This window comes from Enterobacter sp. E12, from assembly GCF_014596715.2.
GTDB lineage: Bacteria > Pseudomonadota > Gammaproteobacteria > Enterobacterales > Enterobacteriaceae > Enterobacter > Enterobacter bugandensis.
Window position 1 is genome coordinate 3,884,127 of the sequence record NZ_CP115601.1, and the last position, 26,363, is coordinate 3,910,489.

Genomic DNA, 26,363 nt, shown 5'->3' on the forward strand with positions numbered 1-26,363 from the left:
GAATAAACATTCATTAAGGGTTGTGCCATGGTGAAGGAACGTAGAACCGAACTGGTCCAGGGATTCCGCCATTCTGTTCCCTATATCAACGCCCACCGGGGAAAAACGTTTGTCATCATGCTGGGCGGCGAAGCCATTGAGCATGAAAATTTTTCCAGCATCGTCAATGACATTGGCCTGCTGCACAGCCTCGGGATCCGCCTGGTGGTGGTCTATGGCGCGCGCCCGCAGATCGACGCCAACCTGGCCGCTCACCACCACGAGCCGATTTACCACAAACATACCCGCGTCACGGATGCCAAAACCCTGGAGCTGGTGAAGCAGGCGGCGGGTCTGCTGCAGCTGGATATCACCGCTCGCCTGTCGATGAGCCTGAACAACACGCCGCTACAGGGCGCGCATATCAACGTCGTGAGCGGCAACTTTATCATTGCCCAGCCGCTCGGCGTGGACGATGGCGTGGATTACTGCCACAGCGGCCGCATTCGTCGTATTGATGAAGAGGCCATTCACCGTCAGCTCGACAGCGGTGCCATTGTGCTGATGGGGCCGGTGGCGGTTTCCGTAACCGGTGAAAGCTTTAACCTGACGTCCGAAGAGATTGCCACCCAGCTGGCGATCAAGCTGAAGGCGGAAAAAATGATTGGGTTTTGCTCCTCCCAGGGCGTCGTAAACGATGAAGGGGTGATTGTGCCGGAACTCTTCCCGAATGAAGCGCAGGCCCGCGTTGAAGCGCTGGAAGCCGAAGGGGATTACCACTCCGGCACCGTCCGCTTCCTGCGTGGCGCCGTGAAGGCCTGCCGCAGCGGCGTGCGCCGTAGTCACCTGATCAGCTATCAGGAAGACGGCGCCCTGCTGCAGGAGCTGTTCTCCCGCGACGGTATTGGTACGCAGATTGTCATGGAGAGTGCGGAGCAGATCCGCCGCGCCACCATCAACGACATCGGCGGTATTCTGGAGCTGATCCGCCCGCTGGAACAGCAGGGTATTCTGGTTCGTCGCTCCCGCGAGCAGCTGGAGATGGAGATCGACAAATTCACCATTATCCAGCGCGATAACCTGACCATTGCCTGCGCCGCCCTCTATCCGTTCCCGGAAGAGAAAATCGGAGAAATGGCCTGCGTGGCGGTGCACCCGGATTACCGCAGCTCTTCACGCGGCGAAATGCTGCTTGAGCGCGTGGCGGCACAGGCGCGTCAGATGGGGCTGAGCAAGCTGTTCGTCCTGACGACGCGCAGCATTCACTGGTTCCAGGAGCGCGGGTTCACGCCGGTGGATATTGATTCTCTGCCGGAAACGAAGAAAGAGATGTACAACTATCAGCGCCGTTCGAAAGTGCTGATGGCCGACCTGGGGTAATCCTTTCTTTGCCGGCGTCGTTCAGAGGGAGTCAAATATCGCGCTCAGCCCGCTTCGGCGATCCGTGCGGGTGGCAATCGCCTGTACCAGCACCCGTTCATCGGTATACAGCGACAGGCGCTGACGCGCGCGCGTAATGGCGGTATAGATCAGCTCGCGGGTAACGACGGGGGAAAGCTGTGTGGGCAGGATAAGTGCCGCATGGTTAAACTCAGAACCCTGGGATTTATGCACCGTCATCGCCCAGGCAGTTTCATGCTCGGGCAAACGGCTCGGCTGGAAGGACTTCACGCTACCGTCCGGCATCTGGAACCAGACGCGGAGCCCCTGCCCGCGATCGAGCGCAATCCCGATATCCCCGTTAAACAACCCCAGCGCGCTGTCGTTGCGGGAGATCATCACCGGCCGGCCTTCATACCAGCGCGAGTGCGGAGTACGGTTGATTTTACGCTTTTGCGCCAGCAGCTGTTCCAGCCTGTCATTCAGGCCGCTGACGCCAAAGGGCCCTTCCCTCAACGCGCAGAGCAGCTGGTATTCGCCAAACGCGGCAATGACCTGCTCCGGCGTGCTTTGCTGCTGTACGCCCGTCAGAAAATGTTGGTACCCCAGCAGGGCGTCATCCAGCATCGCCTGATACTCTTCCCCGGTTTGCAGCGATTTTTTCTCAATATCGGTAAAGGTACCGTCAAATACCGCACAGGTAGCGTGCCGGTCGCCCCGGTTCACCGCCGCCGCAAGCTGACCAATGCCGGAGTCGCTGCCAAAACGGTAGCTTTTTTGCAGTAAACACAGGCTGTCGCGCAGCGCCCCCGCAAGTAAATGGTTTTCAGCCGCGAGCGAACATCCGGTCAGGCGCGCCAGCTCCTCAGCGCGTTCTGCGGTATACCCCAGGCTGGCATAGGTGCAGATATCGCCCAGCACGGCCCCGGCCTCAACGGAGGCAAGCTGATCGCGGTCACCGAGGAAAATGACGCGCGCGTGCGGCGGTAACGCATCAATCAAACGCGACATCATCGTCAGGTCAATCATCGACGCTTCATCCACCACCAGCACGTCCAGATGCAGCGGGTTACCGGCATGGTAGCGCAGACGCTGGCTACCCGGCTGCGCACCGAGCAAGCGGTGCAGCGTGCTGGCTTCGTTAGGGAAAAGCGCAAGCCGCTCCCCGGTGAGCGGCAGTTTTTGCAGCGCGCCACCTAACGACTCCGTCAGACGTGCAGCCGCTTTACCGGTGGGTGCCGCCAGGCGGATACGACACTTTTGCTCACCCGATAACTGAATCAGCGCGGCAAGCAGCTTAGCCACGGTGGTCGTTTTACCGGTGCCAGGCCCGCCCGAAATCACCGATATCCGCCGCGTTAACGCCACTGCTGCCGCCACTTTCTGCCAGTCTGTCTCGTCGTCAGAGGTAAACAGCGTATCCAGCGTTTGCCGGAGCAGTGCTTCATCGCACGGAAGCGGAGTATTGGTCTCGCTGAAGAAGCGCGCCACCGTCAGTTCGTTACGCCACAGCCGGTTCAGATACAAACGTTCACCCGTCAAAATCATTGGCGTACCGGTATCGGCGCTGCTGACGGCGGGCGAGCGGAGTAATATTTCTTGCCAGTCCACTGCCTCACCCAGAAGCGCGAAACACGCCTGTAAAGCCGGCGGCATTTTCTCATCCACCACCAGACGTGAAAGCGGCAGACAGACATGCCCTTCTCCCGCATCTTTACTCAGGATCGCCGCGGCAAGCATGACGGCAGGCTCTTCGCTCGCCACCATCATGGCAAATTGTACGTCCAGGTGGCGAAGTGCACGTTGTTCAATTGCGTCCAGCAGTAGCGCCTGCATCGTCATGCTACTTCCTCCGTGCTTGCAGCAAACAGGTTATCCATCTTTTCAATCAACTCCGCAGCCGGGCGGGTGCTGAAGATACCCGAACGCGGGTCGTTAGCATCCACGCCGCGCAGAAACAGGTAAATGACGCCGCCAAAATGATCTTCATAGCGATAATCGGCCATGCGATGGCGCAGGTAACGGTGCAGCGCCAGGGTGTAAAGCTGATACTGCAGATCGTAGCGATGCATTTGCATCGCTGAGGCCATCGCCTGCTGGGTATAAGCTTCGCTGTTTGCCCCCAGCCAGTTCGATTTGTAATCCAACAGGTAGTAGCGCCCTTCATGGCGGAAAACCAGGTCGATAAAGCCTTTCAGCATCCCCTGCACCTGGCGAAAATTCAGCGGCGGACACCCGGCGGATAACGGATCGTACTCGCGGATCAGCGCATCAAGCGCCTCGGCCCTGAGCGGGCTGGCGATGGGGAGGTAAAACTCCATCTCCACCTGCTTATCTTTGGCGGTCAGCTGGCTCAGCGAGATCCCCTGCGCCGTGAGCGGCGCGTGCAGAACAGCGCGGATCCATTCAGTGAGAACAGGCTGCCACTGTGCGTCGTAGCCTCCGCTCTGTAACATCTTCAGCACCCACTCTTCTGATACCGGTTGGGTAAAATCCAGCTCTTCAAACAGGCTGTGCAAAAACGTGCCCGGCGAGGCGCCGCGCGGAAACTGATGCGGCGTGAGCGCCGGCTCGACGGGCACGCTCCCGGCCCCAGCGGCATCCACGTCCAGTTTTGGCATCAGATCCTGCGCAATACTCTGTCCGTGCTGCTGTAAACCGGAGTAACTGGTAACGCGCCAGTCGTCAGCGATTGTGCGAGCCACCTCGCGGGCATGCAGCGCTGACTCTCCCTGCTCCGGCGTCTGCCAGCGGCTGCTGTCGGGCTGGGAGGGAATATGCAGGGCAACATGCTCTGAGCAAAGTGATTCGATGCACTGGCGCAGCCCTGCGGCATCTTTAGGCTCGCCGCGCTGAATAAGCCGCCCCAGCGCGCTCAGATGAAAATCACTCTCGCCGCTCTTTTCGCCACGGCGACGGAACAGCGGCGCGACGCCCAGGGAACAGTGCCAGACCGAACGGGTCAGCGCCACGTATAGCAGGCGCAGGTCTTCCGCGAGACGCTCGGCTTCGGCCAGCTCGACGCTGGACTCCGCGTTGCTGAGGTCGAGTACCGCTTCGAACGACTCGCGATCGTGGTAAAAAGCCTGGTCCTGCACGCGATAATTGGCGATAAACGGCAGCCAGACCAGCGGATACTCCAGGCCTTTCGACTTGTGAATGGTGACGATCTGCACCAGATGTTTATCGCTCTCGAGGCGCATCTGCTGGCTGGAAGAATTGCTGTTAGGGTCGGCAATCTGCTGGGCCAGCCAGCGCACCAGAGCATGCTCGCTCTCCAGTTGCGTACCCGCTTCCTGGAGCAGCTCGCTGATGTGCAAAATATCGGTCAGACGGCGTTCGCCGCCCGCTGTCGCCAGCATGTTTTCCGCAATGTGACGATGTGCCATGAGCTCGCGCACCATCGCCATCACGCCGCGCTTCTGCCATTTTTCACGGTAGCGCACAAACTCTTCTACCACAGCATCCCACGCGGATTCGTCAGTATTAAGCGCATCAATGTCACGCGCGTTCAGCCCGAGCATCGCGCTCGCTAAGGCGCTGCGGAGCGTGCTTTCACGCTCCGGGGCCAGCACAGCCTGCAGCAGCCATAGCATCTCGAGGGCTTCCAGCGTTTCAAAAACGCTGTCGCGGTTGGAGAGGTAGACGGACGGTATATTCAGTAGCGTCAGGGCGTCGCGGATAAGCGCGGCCTCCTGACGGCTGCGCACCAGCACCGTGATATCAGATGCCTTTACCGGGGCTGGTTTATCCTCCTTCCACAGCAGCGCATCGCCGCGCGCGCCTGCGCTGAGCCAGTCCCTAATTTGCGCCGCACAGTGCTGGGCCATAGCATTTTGATAGTCCGCGACGCCCCAGCCTTCCCCGTCAAGTAGCCAGAAGTTCATGGCTGGCTGAGTTTCGCCATTAACCTCGAAGCGCAACGCGGTATTTTTAGGGGCGAACTTGACCTGCTGGAAAGGGATCTCCCGGAACATAAACGCCGTATCCATGCGGCTGAAGAGCGCATTGACGCTTTCCACCATGCCGGGAGAAGAGCGCCAGTTGGTGTCGAGCGTGTAGTGCGCGTCAACCTCGCTACGGGCTTTCATGTAGGTAAAAATATCCGCACCGCGGAAGGCGTAAATGGCCTGCTTAGGATCGCCGATTAACAACAGCGAGGTGCCGGGCTGCTGGCCCCAGATACGGCGGAAAATGCGGTACTGCTGTGGGTCGGTGTCCTGAAATTCGTCAATCATCGCGACCGGGAAGCGGGTGCGAATCGCGGCGGCAAGCGCTTCGCCATTTTCACTGCACAGCGCCGCATCAAGTCGGCTCAGCATATCGTCGAACCCCAGTTCGCCCCGGCGACGCTTTTCACGCGCGACGGCGTCGCGGATCTCCGTCATGGCGCGAGTGATCATCAGATCGTTGAGCGTCAGGGGCTCCGCCAGCAGGGTTTCAATCGCCAGAAACAGGGGATGTTCAGGTACGATACCGTCTGCTTTGGTCCGCTCAACCAGGAAACGCCGGGAGAATTTCTCCAGCGCATCCGGGAGCTGGTAACCGCGCGTCTCTTCCTGCGCCCACGCGCTGATTTTCTCGATCCATTTGCCCTGGTTGCCGCGATTGAACTTACGTCGATCGATCCCGGAATTCTCGATGATCGCGTCAATCTCACCGACTGACTCAATCCATTTTTGTTTGATGTCGGCAATTTTAGCGATGATTTTTTCATGGCGTGAGGCCAGGGTTTCATCCGCCGGGGGCGGAGATTTGATGACCGGCGCTTCCCCCTGAAGATAACGATCGATGGCGCGCAGCAGCGCTTCGGGCCCCTTCCACAACGCATGTACCGCTTCCGCAATATCCCGCTGTAACGGATAACAGTGGCGACGCCAGAAATCCGCGCAGGCCTGATAGCGAAGCACGGATTCATCTTCAATAAGCTGCTGCTCAAACAGCATGCCGGATTCAAACGCATTCAGGCTCAGCATGCGCTGGCAAAAACCGTGAATGGTGAAGACGGACGCTTCGTCCATCTGCCTTTCTGCGAGGAGCAGCCACTGGGCTGCCTGTTGCTTATCGGCGATCTCTTCCAGAAGGCTCGCGTAGAGAGGGTTATCCGTGCTCTGGCGCAGACAGGCGATACGCAGTTCGTGGATATTGCTCCGAATACGGCCGCGCAGCTCAGCGGTGGCGGCCTCGGTAAAGGTAACGACCAGCAGCTCTTCAACGCTCAAAGGACGAGGAAAAGCGGCATTACCGCCAAGCCCTAACAGCAGGCGCAGATAGAGCGCGGCGATGGTGAAGGTTTTTCCCGTTCCCGCTGAGGCTTCAATCAATCGTTCACCCTGCAGAGGTAAACGTAAGGGATCAAGGGACTCAGCGGTATCGGTCATTCTTTCTTACTCCAGGGCATAGATTGCTGCAACGCGCTGACGCTCTTCCAGACTTTCCAGCCTTTCGGGTTCACGTAGTCCGTTTTCCCGTTCTGGCTACCGGAAACCTGAGACAGGATAGTGATGCCCTGCGGCTTAATCACCGCCTGATGGAAGAAGTCGGCAGCCTTCTGCGGCGTCAGCTGTTTTATCTCGGCCACTACTTTATCACGCGAATCAAATTTCAGATTACCGCGATCGAAATCTTTGCTCAGCTGTGACGCCTCTTCGCCCAGCGTCTGCGGCGGCTGCATCACCTGCGCGATGACGGCCTGCTGGATCTGAGCAAACTCTTCCGGCTTCATGGCCCGCAGTTTTGCTTCCACCTGCGGGAAGAACGCCTGATAGCGGTGCCAGAGATAGGCCGGCTGTTTGTCGCTGCTTTGCAGCAGGAAGCCCAGCCCCCATTGACGCCCCACGTTCATTGAGAAAGCAAATACCGCATAGCCAAGCTGCTCTTCTGTGCGCAGCTGGTTATAGAACCACGGCTGAATAATCTGACCCAGAACGGCGCTCTGCGCAGAGCTTGCGAATTCATCATAGCCCGTTGGCACAAACACCGCGGCCAGCGCGGAATCGGTGCTGCTCCCCGCTTTTTCAAAGATCACATTCTGTTTTTTCTCAACCAGCACGTCCTGGTTACGGCACCACTCGTCCCCTTTCGAACCGAGCTGCGTGCGAACATTTTCTGCCAGCGTTTTGGCCTGATCTTCGCTCATGTTGCCGACGATAAGAAACTCCGGGCGCGTGTTGGTTTTTAGCGAGTCACGGTAAGCCAGCACCTCTTTTAATGAGATTGATGGCAGCAAGGCACGGCGTTCTTCACGCTGGAAATAAGGTATTTGCGACAGCATTTGTGCCGGCATAAGCGCCTGATCGTAAGCTTTGCCCTTTTCTGCAGAATCCATCATCTGCGCATACCAGGATTTAGCCTGCTCAAGCTGCTCTTCCGTTGGCGTGTAGCTGAAGTAACCCTCGAGCAGTGCCTTGAAAAGCTGAGGCAGACGCTGAGTATAGCCATTTGCATTAAGCATCAAACCGTTGTTGGCGTTGGTGGAGAAGCTGATCCCGCCCACGGCCGCCTGGTTGCTGAGCTGATCGAGCGCGATACCGGCCAGATAGTCATTGAGCGCGAACATCACCTGATTTTTGGCGCTGTTCATCGCTTTCGGGTTACGCAGGACCACGCTGACATCGGCCTTTGGCTCGCTCGCAAAATAACGGCTTGGGGTATACACCACGCGCAGCGTCGGTTCATCAATAATGAGCTCCGGGTGCGGATAATGCTTAGTCGTTTTGATCAGCGAGAAATCATCCGGGATATAGGGGTTCAGCTCCGGCAGCTTCAACGCAATCTCACCGGCCTTCTTCTGCCAATCGGCGAAGGTCTGGTCGCTGATTTTGTCTACCTGATAAGGGGCATCAACAAAGTATGCCGTCTTGTTATGCGGTTCGTTCGGGCTGATGTACCAGATGCGGGCATTTTGCGGCGTCATCATCGCCAGGCGCGCTTTAACCGCCTCGGCATCATAACGATCGGCAATATTGACCGCGTCGAGCGTGTGCGCCACCGGCACGCGGATCATGGTATCCGCCAGCCACTCCACGTAATCCATATCGCGGGTAATGGACGGGTAACGGAAATCGAGATCCAGCACGTGCGCGAGTTCATCAAAATAGCGCTTATCGACGCCTTTCTCGCGCAGTAAAGAGAGGTAGCTAAAGATAGCCGCCACCACTTCATCACGGTTGGCCTGACCTTTGTCGGTCAGGGTGGCGGAGATCGCCAGCACGCCGCTGTTGCCGTTTACCACGGGATCGGAATCGGCGCGGATCCCTTCCACCAGCCCCTGTTTTTGCAGCCAGTCAGATAAGGTTCCCGGGCTACGGTTACCAATCAGGTAGGTCACCAGCTCGTCGGTTTTACTGCGAAACTGGGCTGTGTTGTTATCAATGCGGAACTCAACGCGCAGCACTTTGCGGGGCATGGCAGGGACGTAGTGGATGACGATCCCTTTTTGCGCGTCCGTGACAACCGGTACGTCTATCTTCGGCAGGTCAATATTTTTATTCGGCACCCGGCCAAACGTTTGTGCCGCCAGTCCGGCAAGCTCCGGCAACGATTTGTTGCTGTAAATAACCGCCTTCATCAGGTTGGCGGAGTAGTATTTGTCACGAAACGCATGCAGGGCGTCAATGACCGGGCTTCCCGGTTTATCGCTCAGCGTCTCCAGGTTACCGCCCGAGAAACGTGAGCCCGGATGCGCCGGGTTGATGGTCTCGGCGCTGACCTGCGCCATACGCATACCGTCCCGGGTACGGGCCATAGTCAGCTCCGCATTGACGGCATTGCGCTCGCGGTCGGCGTATTTTTTATCCAGCAGCGGCGCGGCGATAGCATCGGCAAGACGATCAACCGCCCCTGCCAGCGCGTCATTTTCGACTTCGAGATAAAAGGCCGTGCGGTACGGTGCCGTGCTGGCGTTGTGGCTGCCGCCGTGCATTTTCAGGAATTCAGAAAGGCTATCCGGCTGCGGATATTTTTTAGAGCCCATCAGCGTCATGTGTTCGAGATAATGCGCCAGCCCCGGATGCGCCTCAGGATCTTCCAGCGATCCAACCGGCACCACTAACGCCGAGAGGGATTTCACCGCCTGCGGATCGGAAACCAGCAGCACGGTCATACCGTTATCGAGGCGGATAGCCTGATACTGACGGGTATCTTTTTCGCTCTTACGGATAGTTTCCTGAACGGGTTGCCAACCGGAGTCTGCCTGAGTGACGGGAGCCCAAAGGGCGACAAACAAAACAAACGCTTTGAACAAGGTGCTGCCTGGCATTACGACCTCTTTATCACGGCTATCCCGTCATACTTCAAGTTGCATGTGCGTCGGTTGCATGCGTTCACCCCAGTCACTTACTCATGTAAGCTCCCGGAGATTCACGCCCTTGCCGCCTTCCTGCAACTCGAATTATTTAGGGCAAACATCATTAACAAACTGCGTGCTGGACACGCCAACATCTCTTTATTTAGGTACATCAGTCCGTGATAAGAAGTGCATCATAAATGAACACCCCATACTGCGCAATTTTTATACAGCGCTCAGGACTGATTAAACTTAAACAACGGTAACAGGTAGCGCTGTGCCTCTTCCGTAATAGCCTCGAAGTATTCTGGCTCAAGCGTTCGCCATAGACGTTGATACCAGACATCCTCACCTTCACCGCGTACCATCATGTTTCCTTCATAGGCCTGCATAAATTTACTGCGCGCTTTCTGCAGCGAAGCCTCATCCGTTAACATCGCATCATTCTGCGCGTCATAACAGGCTTTTATCCACGCACCGCCACTTTCGGGCAGTAACAGGAGGGGTTTGTTCATTCCCTGAAGATAGCCCTCAATATACAAGGACAGATAGCGTAACGCCTGTTCTGCCTCCATGGGTGGGAAGCGCCATTCGCCCTCTTTGCGCACGAAGATCCGGCTTTCACCTTTATTCCCACCCGCACTGTAGACAAGATGTTCCAGCCAGAGTTGCAATCCTTGTGAAACGCTGAGCAGAGAAGGTCGCCAGCGCAATAGCCCATCCGGCTGAACCTGGGTTAGCCAGCCCGTGAGCTGTATGCCCTTGCAACTGAGATCGATTTCGATGCTTTGTCCGGGCTGGCGGTACTCCCTGACGCGCTCCGCCAGAGCGGTCATCTCCTGGCACTGCGCCTCCCAGACGATTTCCCCAAACGCACCGTAAGGTAGTTGCCCTGCGGCACGGTAGCGCCGGTAAAGTTTGTCTGCATCTTCCTCTTCAACCAGCGCATTAAGCAGCTGGAGGTTTAGCTGATAGCGCTCCAGCCCTTCCAGAGTAAAGGGTTCTGCATCAGGAATTTCGCTCTCTTCAGAGCGGAAGTTGACCCGTAATCGCTGCTGGAAGAAGGCGCGCACCGGATGCGCCCAAAACCGCTGAAGCTGTTCGAAAGTCAGAGTGTTAATGGGCAGCGGATCAAGCGGCTGAATAAAATCCGTATGGGCTCTCCCCTCTTTTTTCGCTGCTGGCAGCCATTCGCGGGCATAGCTCTGCTGTTCGCTGACAATATAGTTTACCGGGTCAAACGGCATGCGGCTGTGGATACAGGTAATGTGCGCCTTCACCCGCTGCTCGCTTTCATCGCAGTTAAGCGCCTCATCCCCAGCCAGATAGTGGCTCTGGCCGATATAGTCCACCAGTTCCTGCACCAGAACGGAGGGGAAGCGCTCGCTGTTGTCCTGAATGGAACGACCGATATAGCTGATATAGAGCTTACTTTGAGCGGAGATGAGCGCTTCAAGGAAGAGATAGCGGTCATCATCACGGCGGCTACGGTCACCCCGCTTTGGATCTGCGTTCATCAAATCGAACCCCAGCGGTGCCAGGGCCCGAGGATAAATACCGTCGTTCATGCCGAGCAGGCAGACCACCTTAAAGGGAATTGAGCGCATTGGCATCAGGGTACAGATATTGATGGGGCCTGCCAGGAAACGCTGGCTGATTCGCTCCTGGTCAAGGCGCTGCGTCAACTCATCTCTCAGCAGCGACAAAGGAATCGCTTCGCGATAGTGGGAATTCACGCCCTCGTCAACGATAGCCTGCCACTGCGTTTCAATGAGCGCTATCGCCGCTTCGGTGTCGTTGTCTGGCAGGAAGAAATCATTAAGTAACGCCCTGCACACCGGGAGCCACTCTTCAAGAGGACGCGGCTGCATTAGCTCACGGCGCCAGCGGTTAAGCTGCATCAGTAGAGAAGCTAAATGCCCTACCAGGTCAGCAATCAAACCGCTGGACTCATCGTAAGGCAGCACTTCGTTCCACTCGCCCTGGCTGCTCTCCATGGCGTAGCCCAGCAGCATACGCGTCAGGCCAAACCGCCAGGTATGCTGGCCGGTTGGGGGAAGCTCGAACTCCTGAACGTTATCGTCATCGATGCCCCAGCGAACGCCTGATTCGTTTACCCACTGGCGAAGGTAGCGCAGCCCTTCTTCATTGATGTTGAAGCGGGCTGCCAGCACGGGAACATCCAGTAACGCCAGAACATCTTCGGAGATAAACCGGCTATCCGGCAGTGAAAGCAGGGTGATAAATGCCTGCAATGCCGGGTGCGACTGACGGGCACGACGGTCAGAGATGGCGTAAGGCAGGTATCGCTCACCCGTCGCACTGCCGAAGACGGCCTGAATAAAGGGACTGTAGCTGTCGATGTCCGCCACCATCACCACGATATCGCGTGGCGTCAGTTCAGGGTCGTCCTGCAGCATCGCCAGCAGCCGATCGTGAAGCACTTCGACCTCACGCTGCGGGCTATGACAAACATGGATCGTGATACTGCGATCCTCGGCGTCCAGCTTCCGCTTGCTGTCGCTGCGCTCAAACTCTTTCGCCGTCACGCCCATGACGGCGCGGTTCTCCAGATCCAGAATATCTAACTGAATATTATGCAGCAGACTATCCGGGGCGATCTCGACAAAGGCGTCAACGTCACCTTCGCCTGATGACGTAATATCGGAGAGCATGTGAATGTAATCACGCCCCAGCTTCCCCCATGAGGCAAGCAGTGGATTGGGCAGGTTCTGGATGCCGTCTTCATCAAAAAGCTGCCCGGCAGTCGAGCCGTCTTTAAACAGCGGGACGGATCGTTCTTCAAAAAGGCGCTTTCGCTGGCGAGTCACCAGCCGCGCAAGCCAACGTTCGTCGAGGATATCCCCCCAATACTGTCGGCAAGGGTTGGTGAACAAAATATGAATATCGATATGTTTACCCAGCGCATTCAACGCTTTCAGATAAACAGGCGGTAATGCGGATATCCCACAGATAAAAACGCGTGACGGCAGTCGGGCTGGACGCGCCGACGCATTCTCGAGTATTGAGATAAACCGATCGTAGAGGTTGGCACGGTGCCACTTAGGCTGCCCAAGTTTCTCCGTATGCTCGACCAGCGCTTTCCAAAGCGGTGCCTGCCATATTTGCGCCTCCGGTAACCCTTCAACCAGTTCGCCCGCTTCCCAGCGAATTAACCAGTCAGAACGGTAAACAAGGTATTGGTCGTAGAGATCGGCGGTGCGCGACGCCAGCTGGAACAGCTTGCGCTTATCGGTATCGTCATTGAGGTAGTGGCGCAGCATGGCGAATTCATCGTGCTGGAGCATTTCCGGCAGCAGCGCCATCAGCTTCCAGCTCATGCCCTGCTTGTTGAAGGCGCTCTGCTCGGGGATGTCCGGTAACACGCGAACAAACATCTCCCAGATAAAGCTCGCGGGCAGCGGGAAATCAATATTCGCGGCAATGCCAAACTTACGGGAAAGCGACATTTGCAGCCACTGTGCCATACCGGTGCTCTGCACCAGCACCATTTCAGGCTCAAAAGGATCGTCGAGCCGCTCGCGCTCAACAATAAATTCCATCAGTGCTTCCAGCACATCCAGACGATTTGAGTGGTAGACCCTTAACATAGACGCTCCCGACTACTGGCTAACCGGGCAATGCAGACGCGTTATTTCACCGCGTCGCCCCAGAGGAGAAATAAGTGTAACCGTGATGCTGACACATCCTGCGTGCGTTGTCTGCACCCGACTGGCCTGCCAGCCTGCGGGCAGAACATTTGTTGAGAGCTGAGCCTGATTCCAGGCGTGGTGCCAGAGCTGACGATACTGGTTAAACTGCGTAAACCGCGCCGCCAGCGCCCGATGATAACCGGCCAGTGCCGTGACGATGATGACCAGCAGCATCATCGCCAGCAGAACCTCAACCATGCTAAATCCTTTTTCTTTGCTTACGGCAGCTGGCATAGCGAACGCTCCTTTAGCGGGCAAAAATCACTCCAGCCGTGAGGCGAAAAGCGAATATTACCGTCAATAATCTCTCCTGAACGCCAGAGCAGCAGGTCGTTGACTCCGGCAATCAGTAAAACAGTGGTCTCACTCAGCCGCCGCAAACACACTTGCCACGCGGATGCCTTTTTGCACTGGACTTCAGGATCGGGTGACCAGCTCTGAACGCGTCCCCACTCAAGCGCTGACTGTACAGAAGCCTGCTGCTGCAGCGAACGGCTCTCACCGCCAACGAGCGCGCTGAATGTTGTCAGTTGCTGGTTAAGGCCGGTGAGGATCAGCGTACCAAGCACCAGTAAAAGTAGAACCAGCGCCAGCGAAGACATACCGCGTTGACGGTTCACAGGTTGTACCCCGTGACCGTATACAAAGCCTGATAAGGCTCTCCATGATCGCCGTTGCGCAGGGCGGACAGTTCGATATTCAGCTCCGGCGCAAACCCGGTGTGTGTTACTTTCCTCACCACAAAATGCGCGATGGCGAGCCTGTCCGGGTCCGTGAGCTTTTCCCATCCCTGACCTTCACACGAGGTTGCCCCACGAAGCGTTTCCAGCGCGCCCGATTCCAGACGAAAACCGGTGCTGTCGTTTTCTGATGCACTGCGATCCCAGCGCCCGTTACTGTTGGCATCCCACCGAACAATGACGCAGCTGCCCTGCCTTGCGATCGCCAGCCCTTGCCCCTGGCAGTTCCCCGCACAGTAACCCGCACGCTGAAGCTGTTTGCCGAGAGCAAACAGGCGCTGCCAGACCTCTTCTTCCAGCTCTCTCTGGCCGGATTGCAGTAATACCGCCTGATGCAATCCGGGTAGAAAGCGCGACGCGCCAATCAACAACAGGCTACTGATGGCCGTAGCAATCAGAACTTCTGTCAGCGAGAAACCGCGTTGTCTCATCGACATGAACCTCCTTGTGAGACCTTACACATTCTGATGCGCCCTCCGTCTGAGATCAGGATAAGCCATTCTCCGGCACGGCTTTGCACGCGTATCCGCCCTGCCCATGCCGTATCCCTTAACCCATAGAAGCCTAATGACGGTGTGACCTCGCTCACCGCGACCTCTGGCCAGAGTGGAATCAGAACAAAGGGGCTGCCCTTCTCACAGCCTTGCACGGCAGCGCTCACCAGACACTGCTGTTCCCCAACCCGCAGCTGGGTTATGTGATGATCGCGGTTGTACCTGTTGGCATCATTTCGCAGAAACACCAGATAGTCGCGCACCTGGCTGGCGGTTTGCCACAGCCGCTGCTGCCGCTGCCAGCTGTCCCAGCCGTACAGACCTGAGGCGCTGAGTATGACAACCAGCGAGACTGCCACCAGCGTTTCGATAAGCGTAAAGCCGTTCTCTTTTTTCATGCGGGAAGTGTGGCGATTCGCCGTGGGCGTGGCGAGCGGTGAATAATGGTTTTACGAGGCGTTATCCGAAGTATCAGGAGAGTTGCAGCGCGTTGCACGTTTTCTGGATAACGCCTCGGAAAACGAAATAAAGACGAAAAAAAACCGGCGCTAAACAGCACCGGTTATGTCACGCTTTACCGCATCAGATAGCGACAGGCGCTTTGATGCCAGGGTGCGGGTCGTAGCCCTCAATCTCAAAATCATCAAAGCGGTAATCGAAGATCGATTCCGGTTTGCGTTTGATAATCAGCTTCGGCAGCGCGCGCGGTTCACGAGTGAGCTGAAGATGCGTCTGTTCCATATGATTGCTGTAAAGATGGGTGTCCCCACCTGTCCAGACGAAATCACCCACTTCCAGGTCGCACTGCTGCGCCATCATGTGGACTAACAGCGCATAGCTGGCAATGTTAAACGGCAGGCCGAGGAACACGTCACAGGAGCGCTGGTAGAGCTGGCAGGAGAGCTTGCCGTCTGCGACATAGAACTGGAAGAACGCGTGGCACGGAGCCAGCGCCATTTTATCCAGCTCGCCCACGTTCCAGGCGGAAACGATGATTCGGCGCGAGTCCGGATCGTTTTTCAGCTGGTTCATCACGGTGGTGATCTGGTCAATATGGCGGCCATCAGGCGTTGGCCATGCGCGCCACTGCTTGCCGTAAACCGGGCCCAGGTTGCCGTTTTCATCTGCCCATTCGTCCCAGATGGAGACGTTATTTTCGTGCAGATACGCAACGTTGGTGTCGCCTTGCAGGAACCAGAGCAGTTCATGAATGATCGAGCGCAGGTGGCAGCGCTTCGTCGTCACCAGAGGGAAGCCTTCTTGCAGATTGAAGCGCATCTGGTGGCCAAAAATGGAGAGCGTACCGGTACCGGTACGGTCGTTTTTCGGCGTGCCCTCATCGAGCACTTTTTTCATCAATTCAAGATACTGTTTCATGGTTCCTCAGGAAAGTTGTTGCTGTGGACGACGACGATACGCCCAAATCATCATAATGGCACCCGCGACAATCATCGGAATGGAGAGGATCTGCCCCATGCTGATGTACTGTACCCATTCGCCGGTAAACTGCGCATCCGGCTGGCGGAAGAATTCAACGATGATGCGGAACGCGCCATAGCCAATCAGGAACAGTCCGGAAACAGCTCCCATCGGGCGCGGCTTGCGAATAAACAGGTTGAGGATGATAAACAGCACCACGCCTTCCAGCGCCAGTTCATACAACTGGGACATATGACGCGGCAGCACGCCGTAGGTATCGAAAATGGACTGCCACTCCGGGTGCGACGGCAGCAGCGCGATATCCTCCGCGCGGGAGCCCGGGAAGAGCATCGTGTACGGTACGCTTGGGTCAACGCGGCCCCATAGCTCACCGTTAATAAAGTTGCCCAGACGACCCGCCCCCAGACCAAACGGGATCAGCGGTGCGATAAAATCTGACACCTGGAAGAAGTTGCGTTTGGTGCGTTTGGCAAAAATCACCATCACCAGGATCACCCCAATCAGGCCGCCGTGGAAGGACATGCCGCCGTCCCAGACGCGGAACAGGTAGAGGGGATCGTTCAGGAACACCGGGAAGTTATAGAACAGTACATACCCAATACGGCCACCGAGGAACACGCCGAGGAAGCCCGCGTACAGCAGGTTTTCAACTTCGTTTTTGGTCCAGCCGCTGCCAGGACGGCTGGCGCGACGGCCCGCGAGCCACATGGCAAAAATAAAGCCCACCAGGTACATCAGACCGTACCAGTGAAGCGAAACAGGTCCTACTGAGAAAATGACCGGATCAAACTCCGGAAAATGCAGATAACCACTGTTCATCTGTCACCACAAGATGTTGTTATTCCGCTGAAAGTGGACAGCGGTAGACATGCGATTCTGCCTTAAGCAGAGGCTCCAAAGTTGCGAATCATAGCATAAGGCGGGCGCGGAGGATGCGCCAGAGATGTAAAAGATGTGTATAGGATTTTGTGCGCACTGGCGCCCTCTCCACAAGGAGAGGACGAAAGACGATTAGCGACCACCGCGGATCAGGCCGCCCATACCGCGCCGCTCCATAAATGCCGCCACCTGGTGACGAACCTCTGCGGCCAGCTGCGCCTCAAGGCTGCGCTCAGCCAGCTCGCGGGCATCATTGATGTCGATATGCCGCAACAAATACTTCACGCGCGCTACTGCGCGGCCGTTCATTGACAGATGGCGATACCCCAGACCAATCAGGATCGCGACGCACATCGAGTCTCCGGCCATTTCACCGCACAGGCGGAGATCAATACCGTACTGTTCAGCCTCACGGGCAATCATCGCCAGCGCGCGAATGATCGCCGGGTGCAGGCTATCGTAGATACTGGCGACGCGGGTGTTGTTCCGGTCGACGGCCAGAATATATTGCGTCAGGTCGTTGGTACCAACCGAAATAAAATCAACGCGATTTGCCAGCTGCGGCAGCATAAAGACCATAGATGGCACTTCGAGCATGACGCCGATCCGTGGTTTCGGGATCGCATAGCCAATCATCTCTTCCACTTCACGACCAGCACGTTCGATCAGGCGCCGCGCTTCGTCGATTTCATCTATGCTGGTGACCATCGGCAGCAGGATACTGAGATTGCCCGTCGCGGCGTTGGCGCGCAGCATCGCGCGCACCTGGATCAGGAAGATCTCCGGCTGATCGAGCGTAATGCGGATCCCGCGCCAGCCCAGACACGGGTTCTCTTCGCTGATGGGCATATACGGTAGCTGTTTATCCGCCCCGACATCCAGGGTTCGCAGGGTGACAGGCTTGTCGTTGAACATCTGCAACATCCCCTGATACTGCGCCACCTGCTCCTCTTCGGAGGGGAAACCGCTCTGCAGCATGAAGGGGATTTCAGTGCGGTATAAACCGATCCCGTCGATGCGGCTGCCAAGCTTCTCTTCGTGCTCGGGGCTTAAGCCGGCGTTGAGCATGACTTTGATCCGCTCTCCGCTTTTCAGCTGCGCGGGCAGGTTAACGTCATCTTCCGCCAGCTTGCTTAATTCATTCTCTTCGCTGATGAGACGCTGATATTCCTGGAGCAGAACCGGCTCAGGATCGACCAGCAGTTCACCGCGGTAACCATCAACCACCAGCGTGCGGCGGTGCAGCACCGAGGGCTGAATATCCGCCCCCATAACGGTAGGGATACCGAGCGCGCGCACCATAATGGCGGCATGGGAGTTCGCTGCACCATCACGTACGACAACCCCGGCGAGTCTGTCCTGCGGCAGCTCGGCCAGTGTTGTTGCCGAAAGTTCATCGGCCACCAGCACAAACCGTTTTGGCCAGGCATTCGGCCCCTGAATGGTATCATCGAGGTGGAACAACAGGCGCTGTCCCAGCGCGCGGAGATCTCCCGCCCGCTCTTTCAGATAACCGTCGGTCAGAGCAGCGAACTGCTCGGCAAATTTTTCGATGACCTTTTTAACCGCCCACTCCGCGACTGCGCCTTTATCAACCTCAGCAAAAAGCTCACGGCGCAGACGCGCGTCGGAAAGCAGGTGCGAGTAGAGGTCGAAGATGGCCGCCGTCTCTTTTTGCGCACCAGCGGCAAAGCGCTTGCTGTAGCGACGAAACTCATTGGCCGCCTCTTCCAGCGCGGCGGTAAGACGCTCGCGCTCCAGCGCTTCATCAAGCGTAGAGGCTTCGTAGACCTGCTCCATCAATGGCAGCGTGGCGTCCATCCAGCCTTCCGCAATCGCCACCCCTGGCGATGCCGGAAGGGCGCGAATGCGCGTATGGCGATACTGACCAAAGAGCGCAGCAAGCTGAGACTGAGAGAGGATCGCCGCCATCTGTGTCGCCAGCGTGACGAGGAAGGACTCTTCGCTTTCATCATACTGACGCAGCTCGCGCTGCTGGACGACCAGCACACCGAGTAGCTGACGACGCTGAATAATCGGCACACCCAGAAACGCGCGGAAGCGTTCTTCTTTTACGGAAGGGATGTATTTAAAGCTGGGGTGTTTTTGCGCGTCGGCAAGGTTGATAGGTTCAGCCAGCCGCCCAACCAGCCCGACGATACCTTCATCAAAGGCGAGCGTTACGGTGCGCCCCCGCGGCTTTTTCAAACCGCGGGTCGCCATCAGGTAATAGCAGCGCCGATCGTGGTCGGCCAGATACACCGAACAGACCTCGGTCTCCATCGCAAGACAGATGTCAGTGACCAAAATATTCAGCGCCTCGTTGAGGCGCGGAGCGCTGGCCACCTTCTCGACTATTTCTCGCAAGCGGGTGAGCATGATTTGCGTAGCTTAACCTCTTTTACGTCGCCAAGCAGGTGCGCTCTGCGGCTTAGGCGGGATCTCCTGAAGCTGCATCACCACACTTGCAAACTCTTTCATCACCCTACGGTAAACATCGCGCTTAAATGACACGACCTGACGAACAGGATACCAATAGCTCACCCAGCGCCAGCCATCGAACTCCGGCGTACTGCTGGTTTGCATATTGATGTCCGAATCGTTGCCCACCAACTGCAGAAGAAACCACTTCTGTTTCTGGCCGATACAAACCGGCTTTGTGTCCCAACGCACCAAACGTTTCGGTAACTTGTAACGCAACCAGTTGCGGGTCGAGGCAAGGATGCGAACATCTTTTCGGCTTAAACCGACCTCTTCAAAAAGCTCCCGGTACATCGCTTGTTCTGGGGACTCTCCCGGATTGATCCCGCCTTGCGGGAACTGCCAGGAGTGCTGACCATATCGACGGGCCCACATGACCTGGCCCTGACGATTACAAATTACTATTCCTACGTTCGGGCGGTAGCCATCGTCATCAATCACCGGACTACCCCAAACTAAACCTTATATATGAATGATTGTTTCACACTACAGTGAGGCGGTAAACCACTCTCTTACAGGCCTGCAACCTAATAACATTTGAATAACTCACAAATAAGCGCAGAGTTATAAACAGATGTGCGGTCTCGAGGGCAATTTTATTCACCTTTTCTGTGGATATAGTTGTGAAGAAGTGTCTGATTACCGATGAACAACCTGAAATGGCCTCTGCCCTCCCATTTCTCGCCTTCAACATAAAGTCATATTTTTCATTATTTTATATTCATATCGACAAACAAAATGCAGAATAGCGTGACGATCGTCACAGCAGGGATCGTCGTGCTGATGAAAGATCGAACAGCGTCGGTTTTATCCACAGATTGTGCCAATAAGTTAGGCACAATTTGTCTGAAATTTGGATTTTCGTCGCACGTCAAGGCTGTAAATTGAAACAGTAGTCAGGGTTATGCCCAGTTATCCCATTTTTCTGTGGATAACATGGTGTAAGATCCTGTTTATTGTCAGTGACCAGATTTGAACAACCCGTTTTGCGTCCCTGATGAAACCGTGAAAAATTCATAAAAAACCTATAAATCATGCACATGGAATATTGGTACAGAAAAAGTTAAACTCTATCCACAGGGGACTGTTTCTTCGTTTATTTTTTAATCAAAAGGTTATCGTCATGCATCCGCTTTCACCCTTGCTCTCACCGCCTTCGAGCGAAAGCCAGTTGCTACAGCAGGCTCAGCGCCTTGCAGGCTTCTCGCTGGGCGAACTGGCGGCGATGGCAGGGCTACAGATCCCGAAGGATCTGAAACGAGATAAGGGCTGGATCGGCATGCTTCTGGAGCTGTGGCTGGGTGCAAGCGCCGGGAGCAAGCCAGAGCAAGATTTCGCGGCCCTTGGCGTAGAGTTAAAAACTATTCCTATCGACCGCCAGGGTCGGCCTCTGGAGACTACCTTTGTCTGCGTTGCGCCCTTAACCGGCAATACCGGCGTAACGTGGGAAACCAGCCACGTGCGCCATAAGCTGAATCGCGTGCTTTGGGTTCCGGTTGAAGGTGAACGGCAGATCCCGTTAGCTGAACGCCGCGTTGGCGCGCCGCTGCTCTGGAGCCCGGATGAAGAAGAGGAGCATCAGCTGCGCCTGGACTGGGAAGAACTGATGGACATGATTGTGCTCGGTCAGGTCGAGCGAATTACCGCCCGGCACGGAGAAGTGTTACAGCTGCGCCCAAAAGCGGCAAACAGCAAAGCGCTTACCGAGGCGATCGGCGCGATGGGCGAACCCATACTGACGCTGCCGCGCGGCTTTTATCTCAAAAAAAATTTCACCGGCGCGCTGCTTGCTCGTCATTTCTTACTTAAAACATAGTTTTTTACTTATTTTGCGAGCTCACAAACATAATCGCCTGGTTTTTAAGATTTTACCGCTTCACCCTGTTGCTATAACGGGTTAATACTACACTATGATTTGATACGAGCCAGATGAGGACGATAACGATGAAAAAATGGGCGGTGTTAATTTCAGCAGTCGGGTTGGCGTTTGCCGTTTCGGGCTGCAGCAGCGATTACGTCATGGCGACGAAAGACGGCCGGATGATCCTGACTGACGGTAAACCTGAAGTCGACGATGATACCGGTCTGGTCAGCTACCACGACCAGGCAGGCAATAAAATGCAGATCAATCGCGACGAAGTCTCGCAAATTATTGAGCGATAACAGTCGGAGGTCAGTAGCCTACTGGCCTTTTTGATTTTTTTCTTCCCCTTTTGCTTCCCCTCTGCCATGTTTATATTCCTTTGTCGGGAGGTTCCTGACGCGGTCTACATGTCTATTGAAGGAAGCCGGCTATGCATTATCACCGTATCCCCCACAGCGCTCTGGAGATAAGTCAACTGGGGTTGGGCACGATGACATTTGGTGAACAAAACAGCGAAGCCGATGCCCATGCACAACTCGATTATGCCGTCAGCCAGGGGATTAACCTGATTGATGTCGCAGAGATGTACCCTGTGCCTCCACGCCCTGAAACGCAGGGACTTACCGAAACCTACGTCGGTAACTGGCTGGCAAAACGCGGTAACCGTGAAAAGCTGGTTATCGCCTCGAAAGTGAGTGGCCCCGCGCGAAACAACGATGCCGGGATCCGCCCAAACCAGATCCTCGATCGCAAAAATATCCGTGCCGCGCTGGACGCGAGCCTGAAGCGCCTGCAAACCGACTATCTCGACCTTTACCAGGTCCACTGGCCGCAGCGTCCAACCAACTGTTTTGGCAAGCTCGGCTACAGCTGGAACGAGAGCGCCCCCGCCGTTACGCTGCTGGAAACGCTGGAGGCGCTGACCGAATGCCAGCGCGCGGGAAAAATCCGCTACATTGGCGTGTCCAACGAAACGGCCTTTGGCGTAATGCGCTATCTGCACCTGGCGGATAAACACGATCTGCCGCGCATCGTCACCATCCAGAACCCGTACAGCCTGCTTAACCGCAGCTACGAGGTGGGGCTGGCCGAAGTGACGCAATATGAGGAAGTGGAACTGCTCGCCTATTCATGCCTCGGTTTCGGCACCCTGACGGGGAAATACCTGAACGGTGCGAAACCGGCCGGGGCACGTAATACCCTCTTTAGCCGCTTTACCCGCTACAGCGGCGAGCAGACGCAAAAAGCCGTTGCTGCCTATGTGGATATCGCGAAGCGCCACGGCCTGGATCCGGCGCAGATGGCGCTGGCCTTCGTGCGCCGTCAGCCGTTTGTTGCCAGTACCCTGCTTGGCGCGACGACCATGGAACAGCTGAAAACTAACATTGAGAGTTTCCATCTGAACCTGAGTGAAGAGGTGTTAGCGGAGATTGAAGCGGTGCATCAGGTTTATACCTATCCTGCGCCGTAGCTGATGCTTTTGCCGGGTAAGGCGAAGCCGCCACCCGGCTACTTATTAACGGCGACGCTGCCAGATCCACAATCCCGCAATCGCCGCCGCGAACAGCCCACCAAATCCAACGCCAATCGCCACCACCGGGACACCCACTTTTACCGCCAGCGAGTAGAGCCCCAGCATTAACAGCATGGCCAGGTTTTCACCGAGATTTTGAACCGCAATGGCATTCCCCGCCCCGACGGTCTGCTTGCCACGCTCCTGGAGTAACGCATTCAGCGGTACCACAAAGAAGCCCCCCAGAATACCAATCAGGATCAACAGAGCATAAGCGGGCAATAACGCATGTTGTAGCGAGAAGATAAGCACCACGAGGCCAATCAGGATCCCCGCTGGCATGCAGCGTGCAACCGTTTCAAGCGTCACCAGCTTCGCCGCCGCGCCCGCCCCAGCCACAATCCCGATCGCCACCATCGCATTAAGATAGGTCGGCGTCGCATTGTCCGTAATCCCCAGCGCCACCGGTACCCACAGAACCAGCAGGAAGCGCAGCGTGACGCCCGCCCCCCAGAACATACTGGTTCCCATCAGGGAGAAACGCGTTTCCCCGTTACGCCAGAGCACGCGGCACGCGTTAAAGAAACTGCCGGTCATTGGTTTAAAGCGCCAGGACTGGCCCGGGCGAGCCACCGGCAGCTTCGGAATAAACAGGTTAGCCACGACCGCCCCACCATACACCACTGCACACACGCCCAGGGCCGCCAGAACATGCCAGTCGGCCAGCACGCCACCCGCGACGGAGCCGAGGAGGATAGCGGCAATCGTTGACGACTCCATCAGGCCGTTGGCTTTCACCAGCTTATCGCCCGTAGTCAGTTCTCCGAGAATGCCATACTTCGCCGGGGAGTAGGCGGCAGCACCGATGCCCACCAGCGTATAGCCAACAAACGGATTAAAACCAAAACATATACTGGCAGCGCCCAGCAGCTTGAGACCGTTGGCAAACATCATCACCCGGCCTTTCGGGAAGCTGTCCGCCACCTGCCCCACAAACGGGGCAAAGATAATGTAAGCGCCCACAAACACCATCTGCAGGATCGGCTGACTCCAGTCAGGGTAAAACTCGGCTTTCAGCAGCGCCAGCGTGGCAAACAGCAGCGCGTTATCACCGAATGCAGAGAGAAACTGCGCGGCGATGACGGCCATCATGCCTTTCGACCTGAGGGAGGTGTTAGTGTGTACTGACTCACGCATTTTGCTGTTCCGCCTCTTCAACCATACCTTTCAGGGTCACGAAATCGGGCTTGCCGCTACCCAGCACCGGAAGCTGCTTCAGGTAGCGAATATCGCGCGGCACCGCCAGCTCTGGAATGCCATGCTCACGCGCATAGCTCAGTAACCTGTCGCGCTTAAGCTCAGCATCAGTGGTAAACAGCACCAGCGCCTCGCCTTTGCTGGCATCGCTCTTCACGACCGTGGCGTGCATCTTCTCGGCGGACACGGCCGTCGCCAGTTGTTCAACCATTTCCAGAGAGACCATCTCACCGGCGATTTTGGCGAAGCGTTTTGCGCGCCCCTGAATCTTTACAAAGCCTTGCTCATCGAAACGAACGATGTCACCGGTGTCGTACCAGCCGGTTTCAATCTCGCCGTTGACGTTTTCCGCCGTTGGCGCTTCCAGCACGCCTGGGTTTTCCACGCGCAGGTAACCGTTCATCACGTTCGGCCCTTTCAGCTGCAGGCGGCCACCGTCCTCAATGCCCGGCACCGCCAGCAAGCGCGCGTCCATCCCCGGCAGAATTCGGCCCACCGTTCCCGGTTTCGCCGCCATCGGTACGTTGATCGAGACAACGGGCGCGCACTCGGTAACGCCATAACCTTCAAGAATGCGCAGGCCAAACTTGTCCTGCCAGATCTGACGCGTGCTCTCCTGCAGCTTTTCCGCACCGGCCACCACGTACCGAACGCGGAAGAAATCATACGGATTGGCGAAACGGGCATAGTTACCCAGGAAGGTTGAGGTCCCGAACAGGACGGTGCAGTTACGGTCATACACCAGCTCCGGCACAATGCGGTAGTGCAGCGGGCTAGGATAGAGGAACACCTCGGCACCGGTCAGCAGCGGCGTGAACAGCCCCACAGTCAGGCCAAAGGAGTGGAACAGCGGCAGCGCCGACATAAAACGGTCATTCGCGGTAAAGTCGGCAATGCTTTTGATCTGCTCAACGTTCGCCAGAATACTCTTGTGGCTGTGGACGACGCCTTTCGGGTTGCCCTCCGAACCCGACGTGAAAAGGATAATCGCGTCATCTTCCGGCTGCTGTTTGACCTGAGCCAGATGCGGCACCAGCAGATGCGCAAAAATCCACAGCTTGTCGCCGGTGGTCACGTCCGCTTTTAGATCTTCCAGGAAGACCCAGCGTACCTGGGTCAGCTGTTCCGGCAGATGCCACAGCTTGCCTTTGTCCAGGAACTGTCGGGAGGTAAAGATGGTATTGATTTGGGCGGCGGTAATGGCGCTGGTCAGCCCTTTCACGCCCGCCGTGTAGTTCATCATCGCCGGTATACGGCCACGGGAAACCGCACCAAAAATCACCGCCGCGCTGATGCCCGCGTTTGGCAGCATCAGGCCGATCTTTTCGCCCTTTTTGCTGTACTTCTCAAGAATGCGGCCCACGAACAGCGTCTTGGTCAGCAGTTTACGATAGGTATCCGGGGTAAAGTTGATGTCTTCAATGCAGTTTTTCTTCGCGCCGTAGCGGTACTGCGCCGAAAGCAGGGATTCATACAGCGTTTCGCGCGGACGAACGGCCATGCGCGCTTCCATCATAATCTGGTGCAGCATTTCCCCGGCGATTTTACGGCGATCGCGGGCACGCGGCGCTTCCGGCATCGGTAACGACGTTGGCGGCAGGATATGCAGGGTGATTTTGGGGAACAGACGCTGCTTCACCAGCCCCTTAAGGCGGCTGAAATGGGTCAACTCTGCGCCTTCAATGCGCAGCGGCACCACGGTCGCGTTTGATTTCGCCGCGACAAACCCCGCGCCGTCGTAGATTTTCATCAGCGAACCGGTCACTGAAATGCGCCCTTCCGGGAAAATGACCACCGGACGCCCCTGCTCTACCAGACGTACCAGGTGTTTAATCATCATCGGCTTTGTCGGGTCAAGCGGTACGAAATCGATCAGTGGGGTGAGCCAGCGCATATACCACTGCTGGCTGATGGAGGTATAGACCGCAAACACCGGACGCACGGGCAGAAACAGCGCAAGCAGGATGCCGTCTATAAAGGAAACATGATTGGGTGTGATAAGAACGCGCTCGCCACGAAGCGCCTGGGCATCGCCAGTGACGCGGATGCGAAAAAGAATACGGAACAGTGTACGGAAAAACCCAAATAGCATCTCAACTCCCTTTGCCAGACAGTGTGGTGGGTTGACAGTAAATGGTGGCAGATTACACGAGAAGTGATACGGGAGCGACAGCAAAAATGGAGGCGAAAAAAAACCTGCGCATCCGCGCAGGTTGGTGCAAGAGATGAGTACGAAACCGTACTAAGAATTCTCACCAATCAATACCTCTGGGATCTTGATTGTGGCTGTTGACCCTGCACTTCGCCAGCAGGAAAACGCAAGGGAATGAGCCGAA

General features: G+C 56.5%; 18 protein-coding genes. 4 read left to right on the top strand and 14 right to left on the bottom strand.

Annotated features, from left to right (window positions below; translation table 11 throughout):
* Window positions 1-27: 27 nt before the first annotated feature.
* Window positions 28-1,359, top strand: coding sequence for an amino-acid N-acetyltransferase (gene argA, locus IB212_RS18550; protein WP_014885072.1), 1,332 nt, complete (start codon window positions 28-30; stop codon window positions 1,357-1,359).
* A gap of 21 nt (window positions 1,360-1,380) precedes the next feature.
* Here argA and recD read toward each other — a convergent pair whose 3' ends face one another.
* From recD to rppH, 12 genes are all read right to left on the bottom strand, one after another.
* A complete protein-coding gene (gene recD, locus IB212_RS18555) occupies window positions 1,381-3,201 on the bottom strand; it encodes an exodeoxyribonuclease V subunit alpha (protein WP_188245979.1) in 1,821 nt (606 codons plus the stop codon).
* On the bottom strand, window positions 3,198-6,740 hold the full coding sequence (recB, locus tag IB212_RS18560) for an exodeoxyribonuclease V subunit beta (RefSeq protein WP_188245980.1): 3,543 nt from the start codon (window positions 6,738-6,740) through the stop codon (window positions 3,198-3,200). The genes recD and recB overlap by 4 nt, the downstream gene beginning before the upstream one ends.
* Window positions 6,737-9,619 (bottom strand): pitrilysin, encoded by a 2,883-nt coding sequence (gene ptrA, locus IB212_RS18565; RefSeq protein WP_188245981.1) that lies wholly within the window; start codon window positions 9,617-9,619, stop codon window positions 6,737-6,739. The genes recB and ptrA overlap by 4 nt, the downstream gene beginning before the upstream one ends.
* 263 nt (window positions 9,620-9,882) lie before the next feature.
* Window positions 9,883-13,257, bottom strand: coding sequence for an exodeoxyribonuclease V subunit gamma (gene recC, locus IB212_RS18570; protein ID WP_041908386.1), 3,375 nt, complete (start codon window positions 13,255-13,257; stop codon window positions 9,883-9,885).
* A 12-nt stretch (window positions 13,258-13,269) separates the two neighbouring features.
* Window positions 13,270-13,593, bottom strand: coding sequence for a prepilin-type N-terminal cleavage/methylation domain-containing protein (locus tag IB212_RS18575; RefSeq protein ID WP_041908385.1), 324 nt, complete (start codon window positions 13,591-13,593; stop codon window positions 13,270-13,272).
* The gene (locus tag IB212_RS18580) at window positions 13,578-13,979 is read right to left on the bottom strand and encodes a DUF2509 family protein (protein WP_045629963.1); all 402 of its coding nucleotides are present in this window, start codon (window positions 13,977-13,979) and stop codon (window positions 13,578-13,580) included. The genes IB212_RS18575 and IB212_RS18580 overlap by 16 nt, the downstream gene beginning before the upstream one ends.
* The gene (locus IB212_RS18585) at window positions 13,976-14,536 is read right to left on the bottom strand and encodes a prepilin peptidase-dependent protein (RefSeq protein WP_041908383.1); all 561 of its coding nucleotides are present in this window, start codon (window positions 14,534-14,536) and stop codon (window positions 13,976-13,978) included. Before IB212_RS18585 ends, IB212_RS18580 begins: the two co-directional genes overlap by 4 nt.
* Entirely contained in the window at window positions 14,527-14,991 is a 465-nt protein-coding gene (locus IB212_RS18590) for a prepilin peptidase-dependent protein (RefSeq protein ID WP_041908382.1), read from the bottom strand. Before IB212_RS18590 ends, IB212_RS18585 begins: the two co-directional genes overlap by 10 nt.
* 184 nt (window positions 14,992-15,175) lie before the next feature.
* Window positions 15,176-15,970: a thymidylate synthase gene (gene thyA / locus IB212_RS18595; RefSeq protein ID WP_013098550.1), complete on the bottom strand. Its 795-nt coding sequence runs from the start codon at window positions 15,968-15,970 to the stop codon at window positions 15,176-15,178.
* 6 nt (window positions 15,971-15,976) lie between these two features.
* Window positions 15,977-16,852, bottom strand: a complete 876-nt coding sequence (lgt, locus tag IB212_RS18600) for a prolipoprotein diacylglyceryl transferase (RefSeq protein WP_028014284.1) — start codon at window positions 16,850-16,852, stop codon at window positions 15,977-15,979.
* A gap of 192 nt (window positions 16,853-17,044) precedes the next feature.
* A complete protein-coding gene (gene ptsP, locus IB212_RS18605; protein ID WP_028014285.1) occupies window positions 17,045-19,291 on the bottom strand; it encodes a phosphoenolpyruvate--protein phosphotransferase in 2,247 nt (748 codons plus the stop codon).
* A gap of 12 nt (window positions 19,292-19,303) precedes the next feature.
* Window positions 19,304-19,834 carry an RNA pyrophosphohydrolase gene (gene rppH, locus IB212_RS18610; RefSeq protein WP_013098553.1) on the bottom strand — a complete coding sequence of 177 codons (531 nt, stop codon included), beginning with the start codon at window positions 19,832-19,834 and terminating at the stop codon, window positions 19,304-19,306.
* 682 nt (window positions 19,835-20,516) lie between these two features.
* On the opposite strand from rppH, the gene mutH reads away from it, so the two are divergent.
* From mutH to IB212_RS18625, 3 genes are all read left to right on the top strand, one after another.
* Window positions 20,517-21,209: a DNA mismatch repair endonuclease MutH gene (gene mutH, locus IB212_RS18615; RefSeq protein ID WP_028014286.1), complete on the top strand. Its 693-nt coding sequence runs from the start codon at window positions 20,517-20,519 to the stop codon at window positions 21,207-21,209.
* 128 nt (window positions 21,210-21,337) lie between these two features.
* Window positions 21,338-21,556 carry a YgdI/YgdR family lipoprotein gene (locus IB212_RS18620; protein ID WP_014885085.1) on the top strand — a complete coding sequence of 73 codons (219 nt, stop codon included), beginning with the start codon at window positions 21,338-21,340 and terminating at the stop codon, window positions 21,554-21,556.
* Between the two features lie 131 nt (window positions 21,557-21,687).
* Window positions 21,688-22,728, top strand: a complete 1,041-nt coding sequence (locus IB212_RS18625; RefSeq protein WP_028014287.1) for an NADP(H)-dependent aldo-keto reductase — start codon at window positions 21,688-21,690, stop codon at window positions 22,726-22,728.
* Window positions 22,729-22,773: 45 nt separating this feature from the next.
* On the opposite strand, the gene lplT is transcribed toward IB212_RS18625, so the two are convergent.
* Window positions 22,774-23,967 (bottom strand): lysophospholipid transporter LplT, encoded by a 1,194-nt coding sequence (gene lplT / locus IB212_RS18630; protein ID WP_041908380.1) that lies wholly within the window; start codon window positions 23,965-23,967, stop codon window positions 22,774-22,776.
* Entirely contained in the window at window positions 23,960-26,119 is a 2,160-nt protein-coding gene (gene aas, locus IB212_RS18635) for a bifunctional acyl-ACP--phospholipid O-acyltransferase/long-chain-fatty-acid--ACP ligase (protein ID WP_041908379.1), read from the bottom strand. The genes lplT and aas overlap by 8 nt, the downstream gene beginning before the upstream one ends.
* Window positions 26,120-26,363 lie beyond the last annotated feature (244 nt).